This is a genomic window from Massilia frigida, from assembly GCF_011682175.1.
Lineage (GTDB): Bacteria > Pseudomonadota > Gammaproteobacteria > Burkholderiales > Burkholderiaceae_D > Telluria_A > Telluria_A frigida.
Map to the genome: position 1 here is coordinate 32,544 of NZ_WHJG01000032.1, position 18,337 is coordinate 50,880.

General features: G+C 63.2%; 17 protein-coding genes. 8 read left to right on the forward strand and 9 right to left on the reverse strand.

Features of this window, described 5'->3' with window-relative positions:
- Window positions 1-541: 541 nt before the first annotated feature.
- A complete protein-coding gene (locus F2P44_RS24795) occupies window positions 542-733 on the reverse strand; it encodes a hypothetical protein (RefSeq protein ID WP_167090359.1) in 192 nt (63 codons plus the stop codon).
- Between the two features lie 134 nt (window positions 734-867).
- On the opposite strand from F2P44_RS24795, the gene tnpC reads away from it, so the two are divergent.
- A complete protein-coding gene (gene tnpC, locus F2P44_RS24800; RefSeq protein ID WP_229423732.1) occupies window positions 868-2,253 on the forward strand; it encodes an IS66 family transposase in 1,386 nt (461 codons plus the stop codon).
- A 10-nt stretch (window positions 2,254-2,263) separates the two neighbouring features.
- On the opposite strand, the gene F2P44_RS24805 is transcribed toward tnpC, so the two are convergent.
- Window positions 2,264-2,893: a lytic transglycosylase domain-containing protein gene (locus tag F2P44_RS24805; protein WP_167090361.1), complete on the reverse strand. Its 630-nt coding sequence runs from the start codon at window positions 2,891-2,893 to the stop codon at window positions 2,264-2,266.
- Window positions 2,894-3,095: 202 nt separating this feature from the next.
- On the opposite strand from F2P44_RS24805, the gene F2P44_RS24810 reads away from it, so the two are divergent.
- The gene (locus F2P44_RS24810) at window positions 3,096-3,860 is read left to right on the forward strand and encodes a phospholipase D-like domain-containing protein (protein WP_167090363.1); all 765 of its coding nucleotides are present in this window, start codon (window positions 3,096-3,098) and stop codon (window positions 3,858-3,860) included.
- A 70-nt stretch (window positions 3,861-3,930) separates the two neighbouring features.
- On the opposite strand, the gene F2P44_RS24815 is transcribed toward F2P44_RS24810, so the two are convergent.
- The 3 genes from F2P44_RS24815 to F2P44_RS24825 are packed head-to-tail and all read right to left on the reverse strand — an operon-like array spanning window position 3,931 to window position 6,864.
- Complete coding sequence (locus F2P44_RS24815; protein WP_167090365.1) at window positions 3,931-5,391, reverse strand: NAD(P)(+) transhydrogenase (Re/Si-specific) subunit beta; 1,461 nt, start codon at window positions 5,389-5,391, stop codon at window positions 3,931-3,933.
- Entirely contained in the window at window positions 5,388-5,711 is a 324-nt protein-coding gene (locus F2P44_RS24820) for a proton-translocating transhydrogenase family protein (protein WP_167090367.1), read from the reverse strand. The genes F2P44_RS24815 and F2P44_RS24820 overlap by 4 nt, the downstream gene beginning before the upstream one ends.
- Before the next feature lie 40 nt (window positions 5,712-5,751).
- Window positions 5,752-6,864, reverse strand: a complete 1,113-nt coding sequence (locus F2P44_RS24825; protein WP_167090369.1) for a Re/Si-specific NAD(P)(+) transhydrogenase subunit alpha — start codon at window positions 6,862-6,864, stop codon at window positions 5,752-5,754.
- A 245-nt stretch (window positions 6,865-7,109) separates the two neighbouring features.
- Between F2P44_RS24825 and F2P44_RS24830 the strand changes: the two genes are divergently transcribed.
- Genes F2P44_RS24830 through F2P44_RS24840 form a run of 3 tightly spaced genes read left to right on the forward strand, consistent with a single transcriptional unit; the run spans window position 7,110 to window position 9,257 of the window.
- Window positions 7,110-7,595 carry an NUDIX hydrolase gene (locus F2P44_RS24830; RefSeq protein WP_167090371.1) on the forward strand — a complete coding sequence of 162 codons (486 nt, stop codon included), beginning with the start codon at window positions 7,110-7,112 and terminating at the stop codon, window positions 7,593-7,595.
- A gap of 15 nt (window positions 7,596-7,610) precedes the next feature.
- Entirely contained in the window at window positions 7,611-8,726 is a 1,116-nt protein-coding gene (gene mnmA, locus F2P44_RS24835; protein WP_167090373.1) for a tRNA 2-thiouridine(34) synthase MnmA, read from the forward strand.
- The gene (locus F2P44_RS24840) at window positions 8,727-9,257 is read left to right on the forward strand and encodes a DUF2812 domain-containing protein (protein WP_167090375.1); all 531 of its coding nucleotides are present in this window, start codon (window positions 8,727-8,729) and stop codon (window positions 9,255-9,257) included.
- A gap of 27 nt (window positions 9,258-9,284) precedes the next feature.
- On the opposite strand, the gene F2P44_RS24845 is transcribed toward F2P44_RS24840, so the two are convergent.
- The 4 genes from F2P44_RS24845 to F2P44_RS24860 are packed head-to-tail and all read right to left on the reverse strand — an operon-like array spanning window position 9,285 to window position 12,498.
- On the reverse strand, window positions 9,285-10,637 hold the full coding sequence (locus F2P44_RS24845) for a tetratricopeptide repeat protein (protein ID WP_167090377.1): 1,353 nt from the start codon (window positions 10,635-10,637) through the stop codon (window positions 9,285-9,287).
- 6 nt (window positions 10,638-10,643) lie between these two features.
- Window positions 10,644-11,027 carry an ANTAR domain-containing response regulator gene (locus F2P44_RS24850; protein WP_167090379.1) on the reverse strand — a complete coding sequence of 128 codons (384 nt, stop codon included), beginning with the start codon at window positions 11,025-11,027 and terminating at the stop codon, window positions 10,644-10,646.
- A gap of 18 nt (window positions 11,028-11,045) precedes the next feature.
- A complete protein-coding gene (locus F2P44_RS24855; RefSeq protein WP_167090381.1) occupies window positions 11,046-11,822 on the reverse strand; it encodes a 5'-3' exonuclease in 777 nt (258 codons plus the stop codon).
- A 4-nt stretch (window positions 11,823-11,826) separates the two neighbouring features.
- Window positions 11,827-12,498, reverse strand: coding sequence for a glutathione S-transferase (locus F2P44_RS24860; RefSeq protein WP_167090383.1), 672 nt, complete (start codon window positions 12,496-12,498; stop codon window positions 11,827-11,829).
- Window positions 12,499-12,569: 71 nt separating this feature from the next.
- Between F2P44_RS24860 and F2P44_RS24865 the strand changes: the two genes are divergently transcribed.
- From F2P44_RS24865 to F2P44_RS36650, 3 genes are all read left to right on the forward strand, one after another.
- The gene (locus F2P44_RS24865; protein ID WP_167090385.1) at window positions 12,570-14,195 is read left to right on the forward strand and encodes an FMN-binding glutamate synthase family protein; all 1,626 of its coding nucleotides are present in this window, start codon (window positions 12,570-12,572) and stop codon (window positions 14,193-14,195) included.
- A gap of 212 nt (window positions 14,196-14,407) precedes the next feature.
- Window positions 14,408-16,336, forward strand: a complete 1,929-nt coding sequence (locus F2P44_RS24870) for a CocE/NonD family hydrolase (RefSeq protein ID WP_167090387.1) — start codon at window positions 14,408-14,410, stop codon at window positions 16,334-16,336.
- 91 nt (window positions 16,337-16,427) lie between these two features.
- Window positions 16,428-18,335, forward strand: coding sequence for an esterase/lipase family protein (locus F2P44_RS36650; protein ID WP_167090390.1), 1,908 nt, complete (start codon window positions 16,428-16,430; stop codon window positions 18,333-18,335).
- The last annotated feature ends 2 nt before the right edge of the window (window positions 18,336-18,337 follow it).

Below are 18,337 nucleotides of genomic sequence, written 5' to 3' on the forward strand. Positions count from 1 at the left end.
CGGGGCGCGCCATGAAAGCCTGTCCTCCAAGAAATATACCTAACTTGGGTGGCGAGTTAAATGGCGCATTATCAACATGGAACAAATTCAGCGTCGCGTGTGTTTGCGATGCGACAAGCGCAACGGCGATGTTGTGTGCTCGTTATTGTCGATGCGGCCACGCGCCCGCCAGTGGCAACTGCCGGGCACGATCGATGGCGTTGGGTGGCAAGGCGCCTCGCGCCCACGGTTTTGGCGTGTACGGACGTGGAAAGAAGTCGTCCGGCGGTTCACTGGCCTCTAGGCGGCACGACGGCACGCGTGTTGACGGAATGAAGTCGCTGCGGGGGCAGAAGAGACGATCGTCGCGCCTGCGTGCAAGCAGGCGGCATGACGATCAGTATGGATGGCGTGGGTGCGCCTTGAAAGAGGCACCCACGCGCCGGGCTGAGAACTTGCAGGGCGAAAACCGGGGCCCCATCGCGTCGGCGCGCAACGACCGGCCTGGCAATTGCCAGGGGCGCGCGACTGGTGGATAAGGCTGGTTGAGGCCCCTGTACGGCTATCGGTTGCCGGCGTTCGCCGGAGCGTCCTTGGTGCGGGCGGCCGGATCCGTTGCGCCGGAAGTGGCCTTGTCCGTTGTTGCCGGTGCCTTGAGTTTGAAGGTGTCACCGGCGTTTTCGGTCCCGTGGGATTTGGGCCGCTTGGCGGGTTTGCCGTCCTTGGTTGGCGCCGCAGGCTTTTCCAGGACCATCTTCTTGTTCGGATCAAATTTAAAAGGTAACTATTCAGCCTGAGCGAGCGCTGCGATAGGCAGTTGTAAACTGCTCTGAAATCCCGCATGATGTCGCCATGCCACCGAAACCGCCACGCCCAGCCACGACCCAATTGTCCCACGAGGACAAGGACCGTCTCATCGAAATGCTGTTTGCCAGGATGGAAGCGCTCGAGGCGAAGTTAGGGATGAACAGCGAGAATTCGAGCAAGCCGCCGTCATCGGACGGACTTGGCAAGAAACCGAAGACGAGCTCGTTGCGCGGCAAGTCCGACAAGGCCGTTGGTGGGCAGACGGGCCACAAAGGAAAGACGCTCAAGCGCGTTGCCGATCCCACCGGAGTGCAGGACCATCGCCCACCGCCGCAGTGTAGCCACTGCCACAGCACCCTGGCCGTAGATCAGGCACAGGTATTGGAACGCCGCCAGGTATTCGACGTGCCAACGATGTGCTTCGAGGTGATCGAACACCGGACATACTCCGTCGTGTGCACGTGCGGCCAGCGCCACGACAGCGCCTTTCCCGCTGCGGTGAGCGAGTTCGTCCAGTACGGCCCGCGCGTTCGTGCACTGGGCGTGCATCTGACCCAAGGACAGATGCTGCCCTATGCCCGCGCGGCCGGGTTGATCAGCGAAATGACCGGCCTGTCGGTGTCGCCGGCTACGCTGTATGGCTGGGTTGAGGACGCCAGGCTGGCTTTGCAGGGAACGGCAGATCAAATTGCCCAGCAACTGCACCATGCTCCCGTCTTGTGCGCCGACGAGTCGGGCTTGCGCGTCGCCGGTCAATTGCACTGGATGCACGTGGCCGCCACAGCCGATCTGACCTGGTACGGGATGCACGCCAAGCGTGGTCTGGAGGCCATCAACGCGCATGGCATTCTGCCTAAACGGATTGGCGTTCTGGTGCACGATTGCTGGGCTCCTTACTGGAAACTCGACGATGGCATGCATGCCTTGTGCAATGCCCATCTGCTGCGCGAGCTGGTCTACATTCACGAATTGACCGGACAAACCTGGCCGGTCGCCATGACGGAACTGCTGCTCAATGCCCAGCGGCTTACCGGGGCAGCACGGCGCCAGGAGCGAACAATTGACGCCGATGGCATCGCCGCCTTCAGCACCGTCTACCACGCCATCGTGGCTGAGGGCGAGCAACTCAACCCACGCAAGCAAGCTGACGGGCAATCCGGCCGCTGCAAGCAGTCTGACGCCCACAACCTATTGCGCCGATTTCGACTCCATGCCGACGCCATCCTGCGCTTCATCGCCGATCCGTCCGTACCTTTCTCGAACAATATCGCGGAGCGTGCCGTCCGCATGCCGAAGGTCAAACAGAAGATCTCTGGGTGTTTCCGCACGATCACCGGAGCCGAGAATTTCTGCGTCATCCGCTCTTGCCTCGACACGTTCCGCAAGCAGGGCCAGAGCATGCTGGAAGTGCTACGCCGCGCGTTTATCGGCAATCCAATTTTGCTACGCCGCGTAGTGGCTGAATAGTTACCTCGCGTTAAAACAACAACGCGCTATTCGATTGCGAGGAAACCACCGGTGCCTGCTCACCCGGCAAACCAGGGGCATAGGCCATGCGCCGCGCGCTGCCACTTTCCCTGCGCGCCCGGACCCCACGGCTCGCGGCTGCCACGGCTGGCGGCTGATTGAGCACGATGCGCGCTGACGCAGCGCTACCGTTTCCACCTGCGGCAACCACTTTCAGGACATACCCCAGCCGGAATCCGCTGATGAAATTGCCCGAGTAATAGCAGCTAAATGCCGCACGCAAGGCATCCTGCTGGCTGCGGCCTGTTTTGCCCGCCCGCTGATAGCATTCCGCAAGGATTGCGCTTCCCGCACTCAAGTTCCGGCATGGATCGAATGCGGTGGCCAGTGTCAGCCCGTACTTGGCCAGATTGCGCTTGTTTACCTGCGCCAGGCCCATGCTGAAGTTATAGCCATTCTTTTCAAGCCACTGCGCCGTGGCCAGCGCTTCGCCGCTATTGCGCGGCTGGCGTTCGAGCCGCGCGCCGACCACACCGATGGCATACGGATTAAACGAGGACTCGACACGGACAATCCGCTGCATCGTGTCGACATGAACACCCGGCGCACACTGTTGCGCGAGAAACACAAAATCGATCATTCGCCCATCCGCCTGTTTGACACCACTGTTGTGATCCGCGTCATTCGACCGTACGGACAAACGTTGAATACTCTCCAAATTACGCAAAGAACTGCATTTTTCGCCCGATCATGTTGTCGAAATGAAACATTGCCGCAACAATGTCACAAATAATCATTTAGTGAGCAGAAAATATTTTATTTATCTTATTGTCAACTTACCCATGCATATTGTCAACTTATTTTGTGTAAAAACGTTGAACCTATGCAACATCAAACCCTCCCGCCCAGCGCCGCTGCACTCTGCCAAGGGCGGCGCTAATGTTCCGGAAGAGCAAATTCATGCGATACTTCTTTTGCAATATTTACTGCGTCCATCGTGGCGCTACGCCCTATTCTACCCACAAAAAAACGCCATGAAAAAATTTCACAGAAGAATTATTGGATTCGGTTTCGCAATTGGATGCGTAGCAACATCGCCCGCCCTCGCGGAGCGGGTCCAGCTCAGCGGCGAGTCTTCGGGAGCCGATGTGTTGTTTTCCACGCAGGACGACATCGCCCTCTATTTGGTTGACTTTATCAACAAAGCACAGCGCCGCGTGTGGGTCTCCGCCAACGAGTTCACCCTGCCGGAGGTAGCGCAAGCCATCATCCAGGCCAAGGTGCGCGGGCTCGATGTGCGCGTCCTGCTCGACGCGTCCCAGACCGGTCCGGACAAGAACAACGCCGCCGCGCGCTTTCGCGCCGGTGGCATTACCCCGCTGGTTCATTCACGCAACCGCGGCATGCATCAGAATTTCGTGATCTGCGACGACGACCGGGTCGCCTTCGGCAGCGCCGGCTTCACGGCAGCGGCCATGCAGAAGGCGCGCCCGGGCACGCCGTCCAAAAAGACCGCGGATAACTTCAATCTGTTTGTCGGCGTGCCAGCATTGGCCAAGCAATACGTGGCCGAGTTCGAGCGCCTGAGCTTGGAATCGGCGCGCTAGGACGCCCGGGACGAAAAAAAAACGCGCCAGCCTCATCGGGTGGCGCGTTTTTTGCTTGGCGCAGCCGGTACTAGTCGACTGCCTTGACCATCGCCTCGATCACCTTCTTGGCATCGCCAAACACCATCATGGTATTGGCCTGGTAGAACAGGTCATTATCCAGGCCCGCATAGCCGGACGCCATCGAGCGCTTGTTGACGATGATGCTCTTGGCCTTGTACGCCTCCAGGATCGGCATGCCGGCGATCGGCGACTTGGGATCCTTGGCCGCCGGATTGACCACATCGTTCGCGCCCAGCACCAGCACCACGTCGGCCTGGCCGAATTCGCCGTTGATGTCCTCCATCTCGTATACCTGGTCGTACGGCACCTCGGCTTCGGCCAGCAGCACGTTCATGTGCCCCGGCATGCGGCCCGCCACCGGATGGATCGCATACTTGACGATCACGCCCTTGTGGGTCAGCTTCTCGACCAGCTCCTTGAGCGAATGCTGGGCGCGCGCCACCGCCAGGCCATAGCCCGGCACGATGATCACGGTTTCGGCATTGCTCATGATGAAAGCCGCATCGTCGGCGGAACCCGACTTGACCGGACGCTGTTCCTGCGCGCCGCCAGTGGCCGCCGCCGCCGGGTCGCCGCCGAAGCCGCCCAGGATCACATTGAAGAACGAGCGGTTCATCGCCTTGCACATGATGTACGACAGGATCGCGCCGGACGAGCCGACCAGCGACCCGGCAATGATCAGCATCGAGTTATTCAGCGAAAAACCGATGCCCGCCGCCGCCCAGCCGGAATAGCTGTTCAACATCGACACCACCACCGGCATGTCGGCCCCGCCGATCGGAATGATGATCAGCACACCCAGGATGAACGCCAGCACCGCCATGAGGATGAACGGCGTCCATGCCGGTTCCACGCCGGGCGCGAAGCAAAACACCAGGCCGAGCGCGATCAGGGCGATCGCGATACCGAGGTTGAGCATATGCTGGCCGGGGAAGCTGACCGGCGCGCCCTGGAACAGGCGGAACTTGTATTTGCCCGACAGCTTGCCGAAGGCGATCACGGAACCCGAGAACGTCACCGCGCCCACGAAGGTCCCGATGAACAGCTCCAGGCGGTTCCCGAACGGCAGCGCCACGCCGGCGGTGGTGATCTGGAACACCCACGGTTCGGCCACCACGGCCACCGCGATGCACACTGCCGCCAGGCCGATCAGCGAGTGCATCGCCGCCACCAGTTCCGGCATCTTGGTCATCTCGACTTTTTTGGCCGCATACGCGCCAATCCCGCCGCCCACCACCACGCCCAGCAGCACCAGGCTGAAACCCAAGCCGCCGCTGCTGGCCGCCTGCGCCTGCAGCTTGAAGATCAGCGCCACGGTGGTGACCGTGGCAATCGCCATGCCGCTCATGCCGAAGGCGTTGCCGGTGCGCGCCGTGGCCGGCGACGACAAGCCCTTGAGCGCCTGGATGAAGCACACCGACGCGATCAGGTAGAACATCGTCACCAGGTTCATGCTGATATAGCTCATGCGTGATCCCCCGCCTTGGCCTTGGCCGCCTTGGGTTCCTTCTTGCGGAACATTTCGAGCATGCGCTGGGTGACCAGGAAGCCGCCGAACACATTGACCGCCGCCAGCGCCACCGCCACCGTGCCGGCCACCTGCCCGACGATCCCGGTGGTCAGGCCGGCGGCGAGCATGGCGCCGACGATGATGATCGCCGAAATGGCGTTGGTGACCGCCATCAGCGGCGTGTGCAGCGCCGGGGTGACGGTCCAGACTACGTGGTAACCGACGTAAATCGCCAGTACGAAGATGATGAGATTAATGATGGTGTGACTGACTTCCATGCTGCCTCCCTCTAAAGTTGATGTGATGTGGCGGCGCGCGCTATGTGCGCAGCACCGTGCCGTCGGCGCACACCAGGGTGGCCTTGAGGATCTCGTCTTCGCGGTCGATCACCAGCTGTTCATCCTTGTCGATGACCAGCTTGAGGAAATCGAGCACATTGCGCGCATACAGGGCCGAGGCATCGGCCGCCACCAGGGTCGCCAGGTCCGGCTCGCCGATGATATGCACACCGTATTTGGTGACCGTCTTGTTCAGTTCCGACAGCGGGCAGTTACCGCCCTGCGACACGGCCAGGTCGACGATCACGGAACCGGGCTTCATGGCCTTGACCGTCTCTTCGGAGATGAGCACCGGTGCGGCGCGCCCCGGAATGAGCGCGGTGGTGATGATGATGTCGGCCAGCTTGGCGCGTTCGTGTACCAGTTCGCCCTGGCGCCGCATCCAGTCGGCCGGCATCGAGCGCGCATAGCCGCCCGAACCCTTGGCGATTTCCTTTTCCTCGTCGGTCAGGTAGGGCACGTCGATGAACTTGGCGCCGAGCGACTCGACCTGCTCCTTGACCGGCGGGCGCACGTCGGACGCCTCGATCACGGCGCCCAGGCGCTTGGCGGTGGCAATCGCCTGCAGCCCCGCCACGCCAACGCCCATGATCAGCACGCGCGCCGCTTTCACGGTGCCGGCCGCGGTCATCAGCATCGGCATGAAGCGCTGGTAGGTGTTCGCCGCCATCATCACCGCCTTGTAGCCGGCGATGTTGGCCTGCGAAGACAGCACGTCCATCGACTGCGCGCGCGTAATGCGCGGCACCGCTTCGAGCGCAAAGGCGCGCAGGCGGGCTGCGGCCATGGCGGCGATATTGTCGGTATCGAAAGGATTGAGCATGCCGATCAACACGGCATCGGGTTTCATGAGGGGACGTTCGGCGGCGTTCGGTGCGCGCACCTTGAGCACCACGTCGCAGCCGAAAGCATCTGCGGCGGTGCCGATCGTGGCGCCGGCCGCCGCATACGCTTCATCAGTGACGGATGCCATCAGGCCGGCGCCCGCCTGGACGACGATCTGGTGCTTGACGGCGAGCTTCTTGACCGTCTCGGGAGTTGCTGCAACACGCGTTTCACCCGACCGCGTTTCGGCCGGTATGCCTATTCTCATGACGCCTCCATAGAATTAATAAACTGCTCACGATAGTACACGCAAACTTCAAAATAGCACGACCATCCGCTTTTTCTAGATGAACTCTTCCACATCCAAACCGGTTGCACTGCGCGCTGCGCAAAATCCCGCATTTTCTTGTATCAGATCAATACCGTGTTCCCCGATTCAGGCTTGTGTTCGGTGACGGATCGGCAAGCGATGCTGCATGAAGGTAAAATGACGGCTCATTTTGAAGGACACGCATGCCGCATATCTGGAAACCCTCCGTTACCGTTGCCGCCATCATCGAGCGTGATGGCAAGTTCCTCCTGATTGAAGAAGAGACCAGTGAAGGCATCCGCCTGAACCAGCCGGCGGGCCACCTCGACCCGCTCGAAACGCTGGCCCAGGCGGTGGTGCGCGAAGTGCTGGAAGAGACGGCGTACGACTTCACGCCGCAGGCGCTGGTGGGCGTGTACATGTCGCGCTACGCCTCCACGCGGCGCGGCACCGACGTGACCTACCTGCGCTTCACCTTTTGCGGCGAGGCCGGCGCCGAACATGACCAGCCGCTCGACGATGGCATCATCCGCACCTTGTGGATGACGCGCGACGAAATGGCGGCCTGCCAGGAGCGCCACCGCAGCCCACTGATGCTGCAGTGCGTGGACGACTACCTGGCCGGCCGGCGCGCGCCGCTGGACATGCTGCACACCCACGCCTCGGTGTTCGAGGGTGGATTAACCTAAGACGGATGTAATGCAATGACGAACGCAGGGAAAAAGCAGAAAGTCGTGATCGGCATGTCGGGCGGAGTCGACTCCTCGGTCGCGGCGTGGATGCTCAAGGAACAGGGCTACGACGTGGTCGGCCTGTTCATGAAAAACTGGGAAGACGACGACGATTCCGAATACTGCTCCACGCGCCAGGACTGGATCGACGCGGCCAGCGTGGCCGACGTGGTGGGCGTGGACATCGAAGCGGTCAATTTCGCGGCCGAATACAAGGACCGCGTGTTCGCCGACTTCCTGCGCGAGTACCAGGCCGGGCGCACTCCGAATCCGGATGTGCTGTGCAACGCCGAGATCAAGTTCAAGGCTTTCCTCGACCATGCGATGCACCTGGGCGCGGACCTGATCGCGACCGGGCACTATGCGCGCGTGCGCCAGAACGGCGCCAGCTTCGAGCTGCTCAAGGCCTTCGACCATACCAAGGACCAGAGCTACTTCCTGCATCGCCTGAACCAGGCGCAGTTGTCGCGCACCCTGTTCCCGCTGGGCGAAATCCCCAAGACCGAAGTGCGCAAGATCGCCGAAAAGCTGGCGCTGCCCAACGCCGCTAAAAAGGATTCGACCGGCATCTGCTTCATCGGCGAGCGTCCGTTCCGCGATTTCCTGAACCGCTACCTGTCGTACAAGCCGGGCCCGATGAAAACCGACGACGGCAAGACGGTGGGCGAGCACGTCGGGCTGTCGTTCTACACGCTGGGCCAGCGCAAGGGCATCGGCGTGGGCGGCATGAAGGCGTACAAGAACCCGGACGGCAGCAGCGACGCCTGGTACGTGGCGCGCAAGGATATCGCCACCAACACCCTGTATATCGTGCAGGGACACGACCATCCGTGGCTGTTGTCGAGCGCCCTGCGCGCCGACCAGGCCAGCTGGGTGGCCGGCGCGCCTCCCGAAGCGCGCGCCATGTCGGCCAAGACCCGCTACCGCCAGGCCGACGTGCCGTGCGTGGTCACGCCCGACGCCATGGGCAATTTCAGTTTGAGCTTCAGCGATCCCCAGTGGGCGGTCACGCCGGGGCAGTCGGCGGTGCTGTACGACGGCGACGTGTGCCTCGGTGGCGGCATGATCGATACGTCGACGGCGGCCTGAGTGGGCGCGCACGTCCGGATCTTCAAGTGGTTCTGGGCGGCCCGCGAGCACGAGCAGGAGCTGTGGCTGCGCCGGATGGCGCAGCAAGGCTTGCACCTGGCGGGCGTGAATGTGCTCTCGCTCTGGAAGTTCAAGCAGGGCGTGCCGGCCGATGTGGTGTACCGGCTCGATTGCGGCGACAACGTGGACGAACCGGAGCAATACTGGGGACCGTTCGCAGCGTTGGGCTGGGAACGTGCGGCCGATGCCGGCGGCTGGAAGTATTTTCGCCAGACCGCCATCAACGGCAAGGTGCCGGCATTCCCGCCGGACCAGTATTCGAAGCGCGACAATCTCAGGGCCATGCTATTGCTGCTGGCCGTCATCGGCGGCTGCCTCTGCCTGTCGGCCTGGCTCATGGTCGACTGGGACGCGCTGCGCACACTGTCGGGAGTCTACCTGCAACCGGCGCTCGCCTTCGGCGCCGTGGCGGCGCTCGTGTACGGGTATGGCGTGTACCGGCTGGTCATGCGCATCCGCCAGTTGCGCTGAACCGGCGTTCGCCCCTTGATATGCCGCTTATGCCGGCAGCAGCGATGCCGGGTCAATCTGGTCCCAGTCGACGCTGACCGGATTGAAACCCACGACGTAGGTGCTGGCCACGTCGTAGTACCCGTTCTGGGGCCAGTGCCGGGCGGCCTTCGCGTGGAAGGCGCGCGCCTGATCGTGCTCACCGCGCCGGAAGCACAAGAATCCCATCAGCCAGTTGGGCTGCGGCTCGTCCGCGTCAAAGCGCAGCGCCTGCGCCACGTCACGCTCGGCGGCGGCGAAGTCGCCTTGCGCGATGCTGGCCTCGCCCCGGATCCAGTAAGCTTGCGCCAGCGGCTGATCGTTCCAGTTCGAGACCTGGGTAAAATCGATCGACTGTGTCGCCAGCTCGTGCGCCAGTTCCAGCCGGCCCAAGCGCAAGGCGAAGCGCGCGGCGGCGTTGAGGGCTTCGTTCACCAATCCGGTTTGCTCCAGCGGGAACAGCTTGCTCGCTTCCAGGTACAGATCGAACGCCTGGGCATACGCCTGGCCCGCGCGCATGGCGTCGGCCATGCCCATGGTCGCGGGATAGTAAGCCGGCGACATGGTAGCCGCCTGCTTGTACCGCACATGGCCCAGCCGGAAGTCAGCGCTTGCCATCGCCGCGCCGGCCGCGTCCATCGCTTGCTCGCAACGCAAGTCGACACCGGCGCGGTAGATGCTCTCGCCAGCGGCCAGGGCGTTGATGATGGCGCGGCTGTCCCAGATGTCTTCTTCCGTGTTGATGCAAGTGAAGGGCTTGAGGAAACGGCTGTCGATCACGTGGATCATTTGCTGGTGAGCGTAGCAGCGGTTCGGCAGCGTGGAACCCCACCACTCGAAACCGAGGACGAACATGACGGCGTCCGGGTTCAGGTCGATGTTGTCGGGTTTGTAGTTCCATAAAAACAGCAAGGGCGTGTCGATGCGGGTGGCTGGCAAGTCGAGCATCCACCCCTCGTCGCTGGCGCTGACAAACACGCAATCGCTGGCGAACACGCGCCCGCACACCGAGAAGCTGGCCCAGGCCTTGTCGATCCCCAGCCAGTTGCAATACAGGTCGCCACTGACGGCAAACAAGGCGTCCGTTCCACCGTCGACGTGCACGCTGCCGTCGACGGCAATGCGCAGCGTCCAGTTCTCTTCGAGTTCCAGTGCCGCTTCCATTTCCCTGGCCTGCTCTTGCGAGATACTGACGTCGCCGCTGATCACAATGAATTCGAGGTCGTCGATATCGCCGTCGGCCAGACCGGTCTCCCCGGCCTCGTAGGCCTCGTCGATCACGGGAAAACGCTCGAAAAATTCATCGACGTTCAGGCGCGGCAAATCGGACCACGCGGTCAGTGCTGGAAATGCGGGAGTCATCGCGTCCTAAGTGGCTTTCTGTTTTCTGATCACGGCGATCACCGTGTTGCGGATGGTGTTGAGCACCGCATCGGCCTTGAACGGCTTGACGATAAACCCGTGCACCCCGCGCGCCACCGCTGCCTGCACGGTGGGCGCGTCGAGCGTGCCGGAGACCATGAAGATCAGGGTCTTCGGAAAATGCGCGCGGATCTGTTCGACGATCTCGCCGCCATCCTCGACCTGTTCGAGCGCCACGCAGACAATCTGCGGGTGATGCTTCTGCACCATCAGATAGCCCTTGGCGCCCGTGTGCGTGTCGCCGAGGACGTTGTAGCCACCCTCGCTCAACACGCTGTTCAACAAGCCCCGCGAAATCGCATTTCCATCGACGATCACTGCTCTTAACATCGCGTCTTTTCCTTTTCGTCAGAACGTCTCGAATGCCAGCATGTTCCAGGTCACGCCCAGGCGCACATCGGTCTTGAGCTGCACCAGCTGGCGCGACAAATACAGGACCTCGCGCTCGGCGCGCAGGCGTTCGCCGACCGGGGTCTTGAGAATGCCGGCGCCGGCCATCACCGCATCGAGGTTGCCGTAGGCGTTGAGCAGCTTGGCCGCAGTCTTCATGCCGACCTTGGACACGCCCGGCACGCCGTCGGTCACGTCGCCCATCAGCGCCAGCAAATCGACCAGCAGCTCGGGCGCGACGCCGAATTTCTTGCGCACCCAGGCGTCATCGTGCCACTCGCCCTTGAAATGGTCCCACACCAGCGCCCCTTGCGCAATCAGGCCGTGCAAGTCCTTGTCGGTGCTGGCCACGATGGCGTCGCCGCGCCCTTCGGCCAGCCAGCGCAGCACCCCGGTGCCGATCACGTCATCGGCTTCGACCCCGGGCAGCGTTAGCACGTGCAGGCCTTCCCCCGCCAGCTTCGCATGAAACCCGGGAAGCGCGTCGCGCAGGAAGGTTGGCATCGGCGCGCGCTGCTCGCGGTAGCGCGGATACAGCGCGTGGCGCCAGGTGGGCCCGCCAAAGTCGAACGCCGCCAGCACGTGGGTCGGCGCGTGCGTGGCCAGCAGCTTGCGGAACGACGAGAGCGCGTGGCGCAGCGCGATATCGGCCTTCTCGGCCGAATCGGGCTCCGGACTGGCCTCGTACACGCGCCGTACGATATTGAGCCCGTCGATCGCAAGCAGCTTGCCCACGGCCTTACTTGAGCAGTTCGTACAGGCCGCCGCGCTCCAGCGCGCGCTGGTAGGCGGCACGCGCATGGATGCGGTTCAAGAAGTCCATCAGCTTGGGGTACCTGTCGCCCAAGCCACCGCGTGCGGCCGCCGCCTCCAGCACGAAGCTGATCTGGATATCGGCGCCGCTGAACTCCGGGCCGGCGAACCAGCTTGACTTGGCCAGTTCGCCTTCAAGGTAGGCCAGGTGCTGCGCGATCTGCGGCAGGATGAACGTGCTCTTGACCTTTTGCGCGATACCGCGCGCAATCGGCTTGGCGAAGAACGGCATCGGGCTCTTTTCAACGCGGTCGAACACGAGCTTCATCAGCAGTGGCGTCATGGCCGACCCTTCGGCGTAGTGCATGAAGTAGGTGTAGCGCAGCTTGTCCGGCGTACCGGCGGCGGGCACGAATTTGCCATTGCCATAGCGTTCGAGCAGGTACTCGATGATGGCGCCCGATTCGGCCACCGTGTTCGCGCCATCGGTAATCACCGGCGACTTTCCCAGCGGGTGCACCGCGCGCAGCTCGGGCGGGGCCAGCATGGTCTTGGCATCGCGCTGGTACTTCTTGATCTCGTACTCCAGTCCCAATTCTTCCAGTAGCCACAAAATACGCTGGGAGCGCGAATTATTCAAATGGTGGACAATGATCATTGGGTTCTTTCGCCGGTATGGAATCGGCGCTAGCTTAGCATTGTTGCTGCCTATTGACCATGGAGTCACCAATGAGTTTCGCCGCGCCGCGCTACCTGCCGTTCCTGATCTCGCTGATCGTCTTTGCCTGGTCGGGCGCCCTCGCGCTGCGCGGCGAAGGCCCCGGATGGTGGCTGGTGGTTCTCAGCGGGGCCCTGGGTGCGGTCGGCATCGCCGACCTGTCCCAGACCCGGCGCGCGCTGCGCCGCAACTACCCGATCCTGGCGCACTTCCGCTTTTTCTTCGAATCGATCCGGCCCGAGATCCGCCAGTACTTCCTCGAAGACGATACCGACGCCAAGCCGTTCTCGCGCAACCAGCGCAGCATCGTCTACCAGCGCGCCAAGATGGAAACCGACAAGCGCCCCTTCGGCACCCAGCTCGATGTCTACCAGCCGGGCTACGAGTGGATCAACCACTCCATGGCGCCGGCGCCCATGGGCGACTATAATTTTCGCATCGAGATCGGCAACCACCCGTCGTGCCCGCGCGCGCAGCCTTATAGCGCCAGCGTCTTCAATATCTCCGCGATGAGTTTCGGTTCGCTGTCGGCCAACGCGATCCTGGCGCTCAACGGCGGCGCGCGGCTGGGGGGCTTCATGCACGACACCGGCGAGGGCAGCATCAGCCGCTATCACCGCCAGAACGGCGGCGACCTGGTATGGGAGATCGGCTCCGGCTACTTCGGCTGCCGCAACCCGGACGGCAGCTTCTCGGAAGCGAACTTCGTCGCCAACGCCATTCAGCCGCAGGTGAAGATGATCGAACTCAAAATGTCGCAGGGCGCCAAGCCGGGCCAGGGCGGCATTCTGCCGGGCGCCAAGGTGACCATCGAAATCGCCGCCGCGCGCGGCGTCACGGTGGGCGTGGATTGCCTGTCGCCGGCCAGCCATTCGGCCTTCTCGACCCCGATCGAAATGCTGCACTTTATCGAGCGCCTGCGCACGCTCTCGGGCGGCAAGCCGACCGGCTTCAAGCTGGCCATCGGCCACCCGTGGGAATTTTTCGGCATCGTCAAGGCCATGCTGGCGACCGGCATCCTGCCCGACTTTATCGTGGTCGACGGCGGCGAAGGCGGCACCGGCGCGGCACCGGTCGAATTCTCGGACCACGTCGGCACGCCGCTGCAGGAAGCGCTGCTGCTGGTGCATAACACCCTGGTCGGCGCACGCCTGCGCGAGAAGATCAAGATCGGCGCCTCGGGCAAGATCATCACCGCGTTCGACATCGCGCGCACCATCGCGCTGGGCGCCGACTGGTGCAATTCGGCGCGCGGCTTCATGTTCGCGCTGGGCTGCGTGCAGTCGCAAAGCTGCCACACCGACCGCTGTCCGACCGGCGTGGCGACCCAGGACGAGCAGCGCCAGAAGGCGCTCGACGTGCCCGACAAGACCGCGCGCGTGGCCAACTTCCACCAGAATACGATGAAGGCGCTGGCGCAGCTGATCGCCGCCGCCGGGCTGACCCACCCCAACCAGCTCAACCCGCATCACCTGGTGCGGCGCGTCTCGCCGAACCAGGTCAAGCAAGTCTCGACCCTGCTGCCTTACCTGAGCGAAGGCGAACTGCTCGACCCGGACCAGCTCGAACGCCTGCCGCCGGTCTTCGGGCTGTACTGGCCGATTGCGCAGGCCGAATCGTTTCATCCCCTGTCTTGAAGGATGGAGCGCTTGCGCGCGCGGGAAGCGCACGGCGGCGAGCATACACGGATTATCCGGCTGAAAAAGCGCGGTTTGTCACAACGACACTGAATTTTCCATTCGCTGCAAATGTCGCCGCATGCGGATTGCATACGCGTGTTTGATTAGGTACTATCAAGCAATATTGCAATAAAGATCGCATTGACGATCAGTTCACCCTGGAGACATGAATGCCGCGCCAAAGCACCATCCGCCTGTCCGCCCTATCCCTGTTACTCCTTTCCGTGCCGCCGCTGGCCTCCGCCCAGACCGCGCCGATGGCGCCCGACATCGCCGCCACCGCGTTTGTCCAGCCCGATAACGGCGCCGATTACGTCAAGCGCATCGTGATGATTCCGATGCGCGACGGCGTCAAGCTGCACACCGTGATCGTGATCCCCAAGGGTGCCGCACGGGCGCCGCTGGTCCTCTCGCGCACGCCGTACAACGCGGCCAAGCGCACCGAGCGCAATGTCAGCCCGCACATGGCGTCGATGCTCTCCGAGGGCGACGACGGCTACGTCGCCAACGGCTACATCCGGGTGTACCAGGATGTGCGCGGCAAATACGGCTCGGAAGGCGACTACGTGATGACGCGCCCCCTGCGCGGCCCGCTCAACGACAGCGAGGTCGATCATGCGACCGACGCCTGGGACACGATCGACTGGCTGGTCAAGAATATCCCGGAAAGCAATGGCAAGGTCGGCATGGTCGGCTCCTCGTACGAAGGCTTCACGGTGCTCATGGCGCTGACCGATCCGCATCCGGCGCTCAAGGCCGCGGTGCCGATGAGCGCCATGGTCGATGGCTGGCGCGGCGACGACTGGTTCCACAACGGCGCTTTCCGCGTCACCAACCTGTCCTACATCGCCGGCCAGACGGCCACGCGCGGCAATGGGCCCGGCCTGGCCACCGGCGTGTACGACGACTACGAATACGCGCTGCGCGCCGGCTCCACCTCCGACTACGCCAAACGCTTCGGCGTCGACCAGCTCACCTTCACCAAGAAACTCTTCGAGCACCCGGCCTACGACAGCTTCTGGCAGCACCAGGCGCTCGACCGCATCCTCGGCGCGCGCCCGCTCAAGGTGCCGACCATGCACGTGGTGGGGCGCTGGGACCAGGAAGACATCTACGGCCCGTACGCCGCCTACGCCGCCGCCGAAAAGCTCGACACCACCAACACCATGAACCACCTGGTGGTCGGCCCGTGGCGCCACAGCGGTGTCAATTACGACGGCTCGAACCTGGGCGCGATCCGCTTCACCGGCGACACCGCCGCCGAATTCCGGCGCGAAGTGATGCTGCCCTTCTTTAACCAGTACCTGCGCGACGACGCCCCCGAGGCCGACACGGCGCCGGTGCTGTCGTACCGCACCGGCACCAACAAGTGGCAGCGCCTGGACAAGTGGCCACTCACCGAGGTCATGAAACCGGTCTACCTGAAAGCCGGCGCGCGCCTGGACTTCGACAAGCCGGCCGCCGCTGCCAGCCTTGGCGCGGCCCAGGCCGACGACTACGTCTCCGATCCGGCCAAGCCGGTGCCCTTCATTGCGCGTCCGGTGCGCATGCACGATGGCGCGGTCTGGAAGCCATGGCTGGCCAGCGACCAGCGCTCGTTCTCGGACCGCCCCGACGTGCTCACCTACGTGTCGGACAAGCTCGATGCGCCCCTGCAGATTTCCGGCCAGCCGATGGTCAAGCTGTTCGCCGCCACTACCGGCAGCGATGCCGACTGGGTCGTGAAACTGATCGACGTCTATCCCGACGAAGTGGCCTCGCAGCCGGAACTGGGCGGTTACCAGCTGGGCATCGCGATGGATATCTTCCGCGGCCGCTACCGCACCGGCCTGGACAAGCCGGAGGCGATCACGCCGAACAAGGTGGAGCGCTACCGCTTCGCCCTGCCCAATGCCGACCACGTGTTCCTCAAGGGGCACCGGATCATGGTGCAGGTGCAATCGAGCTGGTTCCCGCTGTACGACCGCAATCCGCAAACCTTCGTGCCGAATATTTTCTTCGCCAAGCCGGGCGACTACCGCAAGGCCACGCACAAGGTGTTCCACGCGCCGGGCATGGAAAGCGCGGTCGAACTGCCGGTGGTGCCGGCGGCGAAGTGAAACTGGCCGAGAGCACGGGCTCTTACGAGACAGCCTATAATCGTGCACAGGCAAGTTCCTTCGGCTTGCATTGTTTCTGAATAGGCGTCTCGTGCGAAATCGATCCGGGCTGGTGTTGGCACTTCTCTGTTTCTGTCTGAGCGCGTGTTCGCTGGTCAGGCTCAAGGAAGAATCGAAGAACTTTTATTCGTCCACGGTGCTGGCCGGCGACATCTCCAGCGCCGTTGCATGGGACAAGCCGGTGGTTGTCGCCGCCTACACGAGGCGCAATGGCCAGATCGAGATCGCGCACTACACCATGCTGCATGAAGCCGGCGGCTACGAACTGATTGTGCAAAAGGGCGACTACGCCCTGTTTGCATTCGGCGACGCCAACGGCAACCTGACCCTGGACGCCGGCGAACCGGTCGGCGAATACGGCGTGGCGCCGGTGCGGGCCACGGGCACCGGCTCGCTGGTCAATCTCGATCTGGTCATGTCCGACAAGGTGCAAAGCGCGATCCCGATCGGCACGGCGGTAGGCACAGCGGTAGGCACGGCGGTAGGTGCCCGTCCATCCGGCAAACCGCACAGTACCCAGGTCGGCGCCATCGCCACGCTCGACGACCCCTTGTTTTCGGCCGACGCCGGGCGGCGCGGCTACTGGGCGCCGGTCGATTTTTTCAAGGAAGTGGGCGGCAATATCTACTTTTTGGAAGAGTACGATCCGCGCAAGACGCCGGTGCTGTTCGTGCACGGCGCGGCCGGCTCGCCACAGGATTGGACCTACTTCCTCCAGCACCTGGACCGCAGCCGCTACCAGCCGTGGATTTTCTATTACCCGTCCGGCTCCTCGCTCGATTCCATGTCCTACCTGCTGTACTGGAAACTCGGCAATCTGCAGCGGCGCTACCATTTCGACCGGCTCTACCTGACCGCGCACAGCATGGGCAGCCTGGTGGTGCGCTCGTTCCTGGCCAATTATGGCGACCAGTTCCCGGCCGCGAAACTGTTCATCACCTTGTCGGCGCCGTGGGGCGGCGACGCGCTGGCCGACCAGGGCGTCGCCTACTCGCCCGCCGTCATCCCGTCGTGGAACGATGTGCGGGCTGGCGGGCGCTTCGTGCAAACGCTGTTTCAAAAACCGCTTCCGCGCGAGCTCGATTACTACCTGTTCTTCGGCCACGGCGGGCGTTACAGCATGCTGCGCCCTGCCAGCAGTGACGGCGTCATCACCCTGGCCAGCCAGTTGCGGGCGGACGCGCAATCGGAAGCGCGGCGCGTGTTCGGCTACGACGAAGACCATGTCGGCATCCTGTCGTCGCCCCAAGTGTTCGCGCAGTACGCGGCACTGCTCAAGGAGGCCGACCAGCGCGGGAGCGATGAGCATGCGGCGGGCAAGGGCAATCTGCGGGTGGCGTTCTCGTACGCGCGGCCGGACGAGACATCGGCCTCGACGCCGGTGTTGGTACTGACACCGCTCGACGCGGCGCGCGAGCGGATCGTGTGGCCGCTCAACGCGCGCGACAGCGGGCGTGAACTGGGCCCTTTCCCACCCGGCACCTACAACGTGGGCCTGGTGACGCGCGCATTCAAGACCACGCCGGCCAGCACGCAGGTGACCATCGGCCCCGGCGGCATTCCCGACCTGGCCTTCCAGCTCACGCCACAGGGCATCCTGTCCGGCTACATCGGCGCCGACGTCACGCCGGCCGACAACCCGGCCGGCAGCTTCCGCGCGGGCCGCCGCGACATCGAGATCGAGTCCATCATACTTGCCAACGAAAGCGACCGGCGCGAGATCACGCCGAGCGCCGACACTAGCGACCGCACCCTCGAAGCCTATCTGGCAGGCCAGGATTACATGTTCAAATCGTTTTTTTCGTTTGTCGGTTTGAACGAAGGCAGGTATGAATTGACGATCAAGGTAAGGGGTTACCCGCCGTACCGGCATACGTACGATGTGGTGCCGGGAAAATACGGCTATGTGACGCCGATCGATTTGACTGCGCCGAAATAGGA

Excerpts from the sequence above, each read along its gene's own strand:
- F2P44_RS24795 (WP_167090359.1), bottom strand. The coding sequence starts at position 733 with ATGGTCCTGGAAAAGCCTGCGGCGCCAACCAAGGACGGCAAACCCGCC.
- F2P44_RS24805 (WP_167090361.1), bottom strand. The coding sequence starts at position 2,893 with ATGATCGATTTTGTGTTTCTCGCGCAACAGTGTGCGCCGGGTGTTCAT.
- F2P44_RS24810 (WP_167090363.1), top strand. The coding sequence starts at position 3,096 with ATGCATATTGTCAACTTATTTTGTGTAAAAACGTTGAACCTATGCAAC.
- F2P44_RS24815 (WP_167090365.1), bottom strand. The coding sequence starts at position 5,391 with ATGAGCTATATCAGCATGAACCTGGTGACGATGTTCTACCTGATCGCG.
- F2P44_RS24820 (WP_167090367.1), bottom strand. The coding sequence starts at position 5,711 with ATGGAAGTCAGTCACACCATCATTAATCTCATCATCTTCGTACTGGCG.
- F2P44_RS24825 (WP_167090369.1), bottom strand. The coding sequence starts at position 6,864 with ATGAGAATAGGCATACCGGCCGAAACGCGGTCGGGTGAAACGCGTGTT.
- F2P44_RS24830 (WP_167090371.1), top strand. The coding sequence starts at position 7,110 with ATGCCGCATATCTGGAAACCCTCCGTTACCGTTGCCGCCATCATCGAG.
- mnmA (WP_167090373.1), top strand. The coding sequence starts at position 7,611 with ATGACGAACGCAGGGAAAAAGCAGAAAGTCGTGATCGGCATGTCGGGC.
- F2P44_RS24845 (WP_167090377.1), bottom strand. The coding sequence starts at position 10,637 with ATGACTCCCGCATTTCCAGCACTGACCGCGTGGTCCGATTTGCCGCGC.
- F2P44_RS24850 (WP_167090379.1), bottom strand. The coding sequence starts at position 11,027 with ATGTTAAGAGCAGTGATCGTCGATGGAAATGCGATTTCGCGGGGCTTG.
- F2P44_RS24860 (WP_167090383.1), bottom strand. The coding sequence starts at position 12,498 with ATGATCATTGTCCACCATTTGAATAATTCGCGCTCCCAGCGTATTTTG.
- F2P44_RS24865 (WP_167090385.1), top strand. The coding sequence starts at position 12,570 with ATGAGTTTCGCCGCGCCGCGCTACCTGCCGTTCCTGATCTCGCTGATC.
- F2P44_RS24870 (WP_167090387.1), top strand. The coding sequence starts at position 14,408 with ATGCCGCGCCAAAGCACCATCCGCCTGTCCGCCCTATCCCTGTTACTC.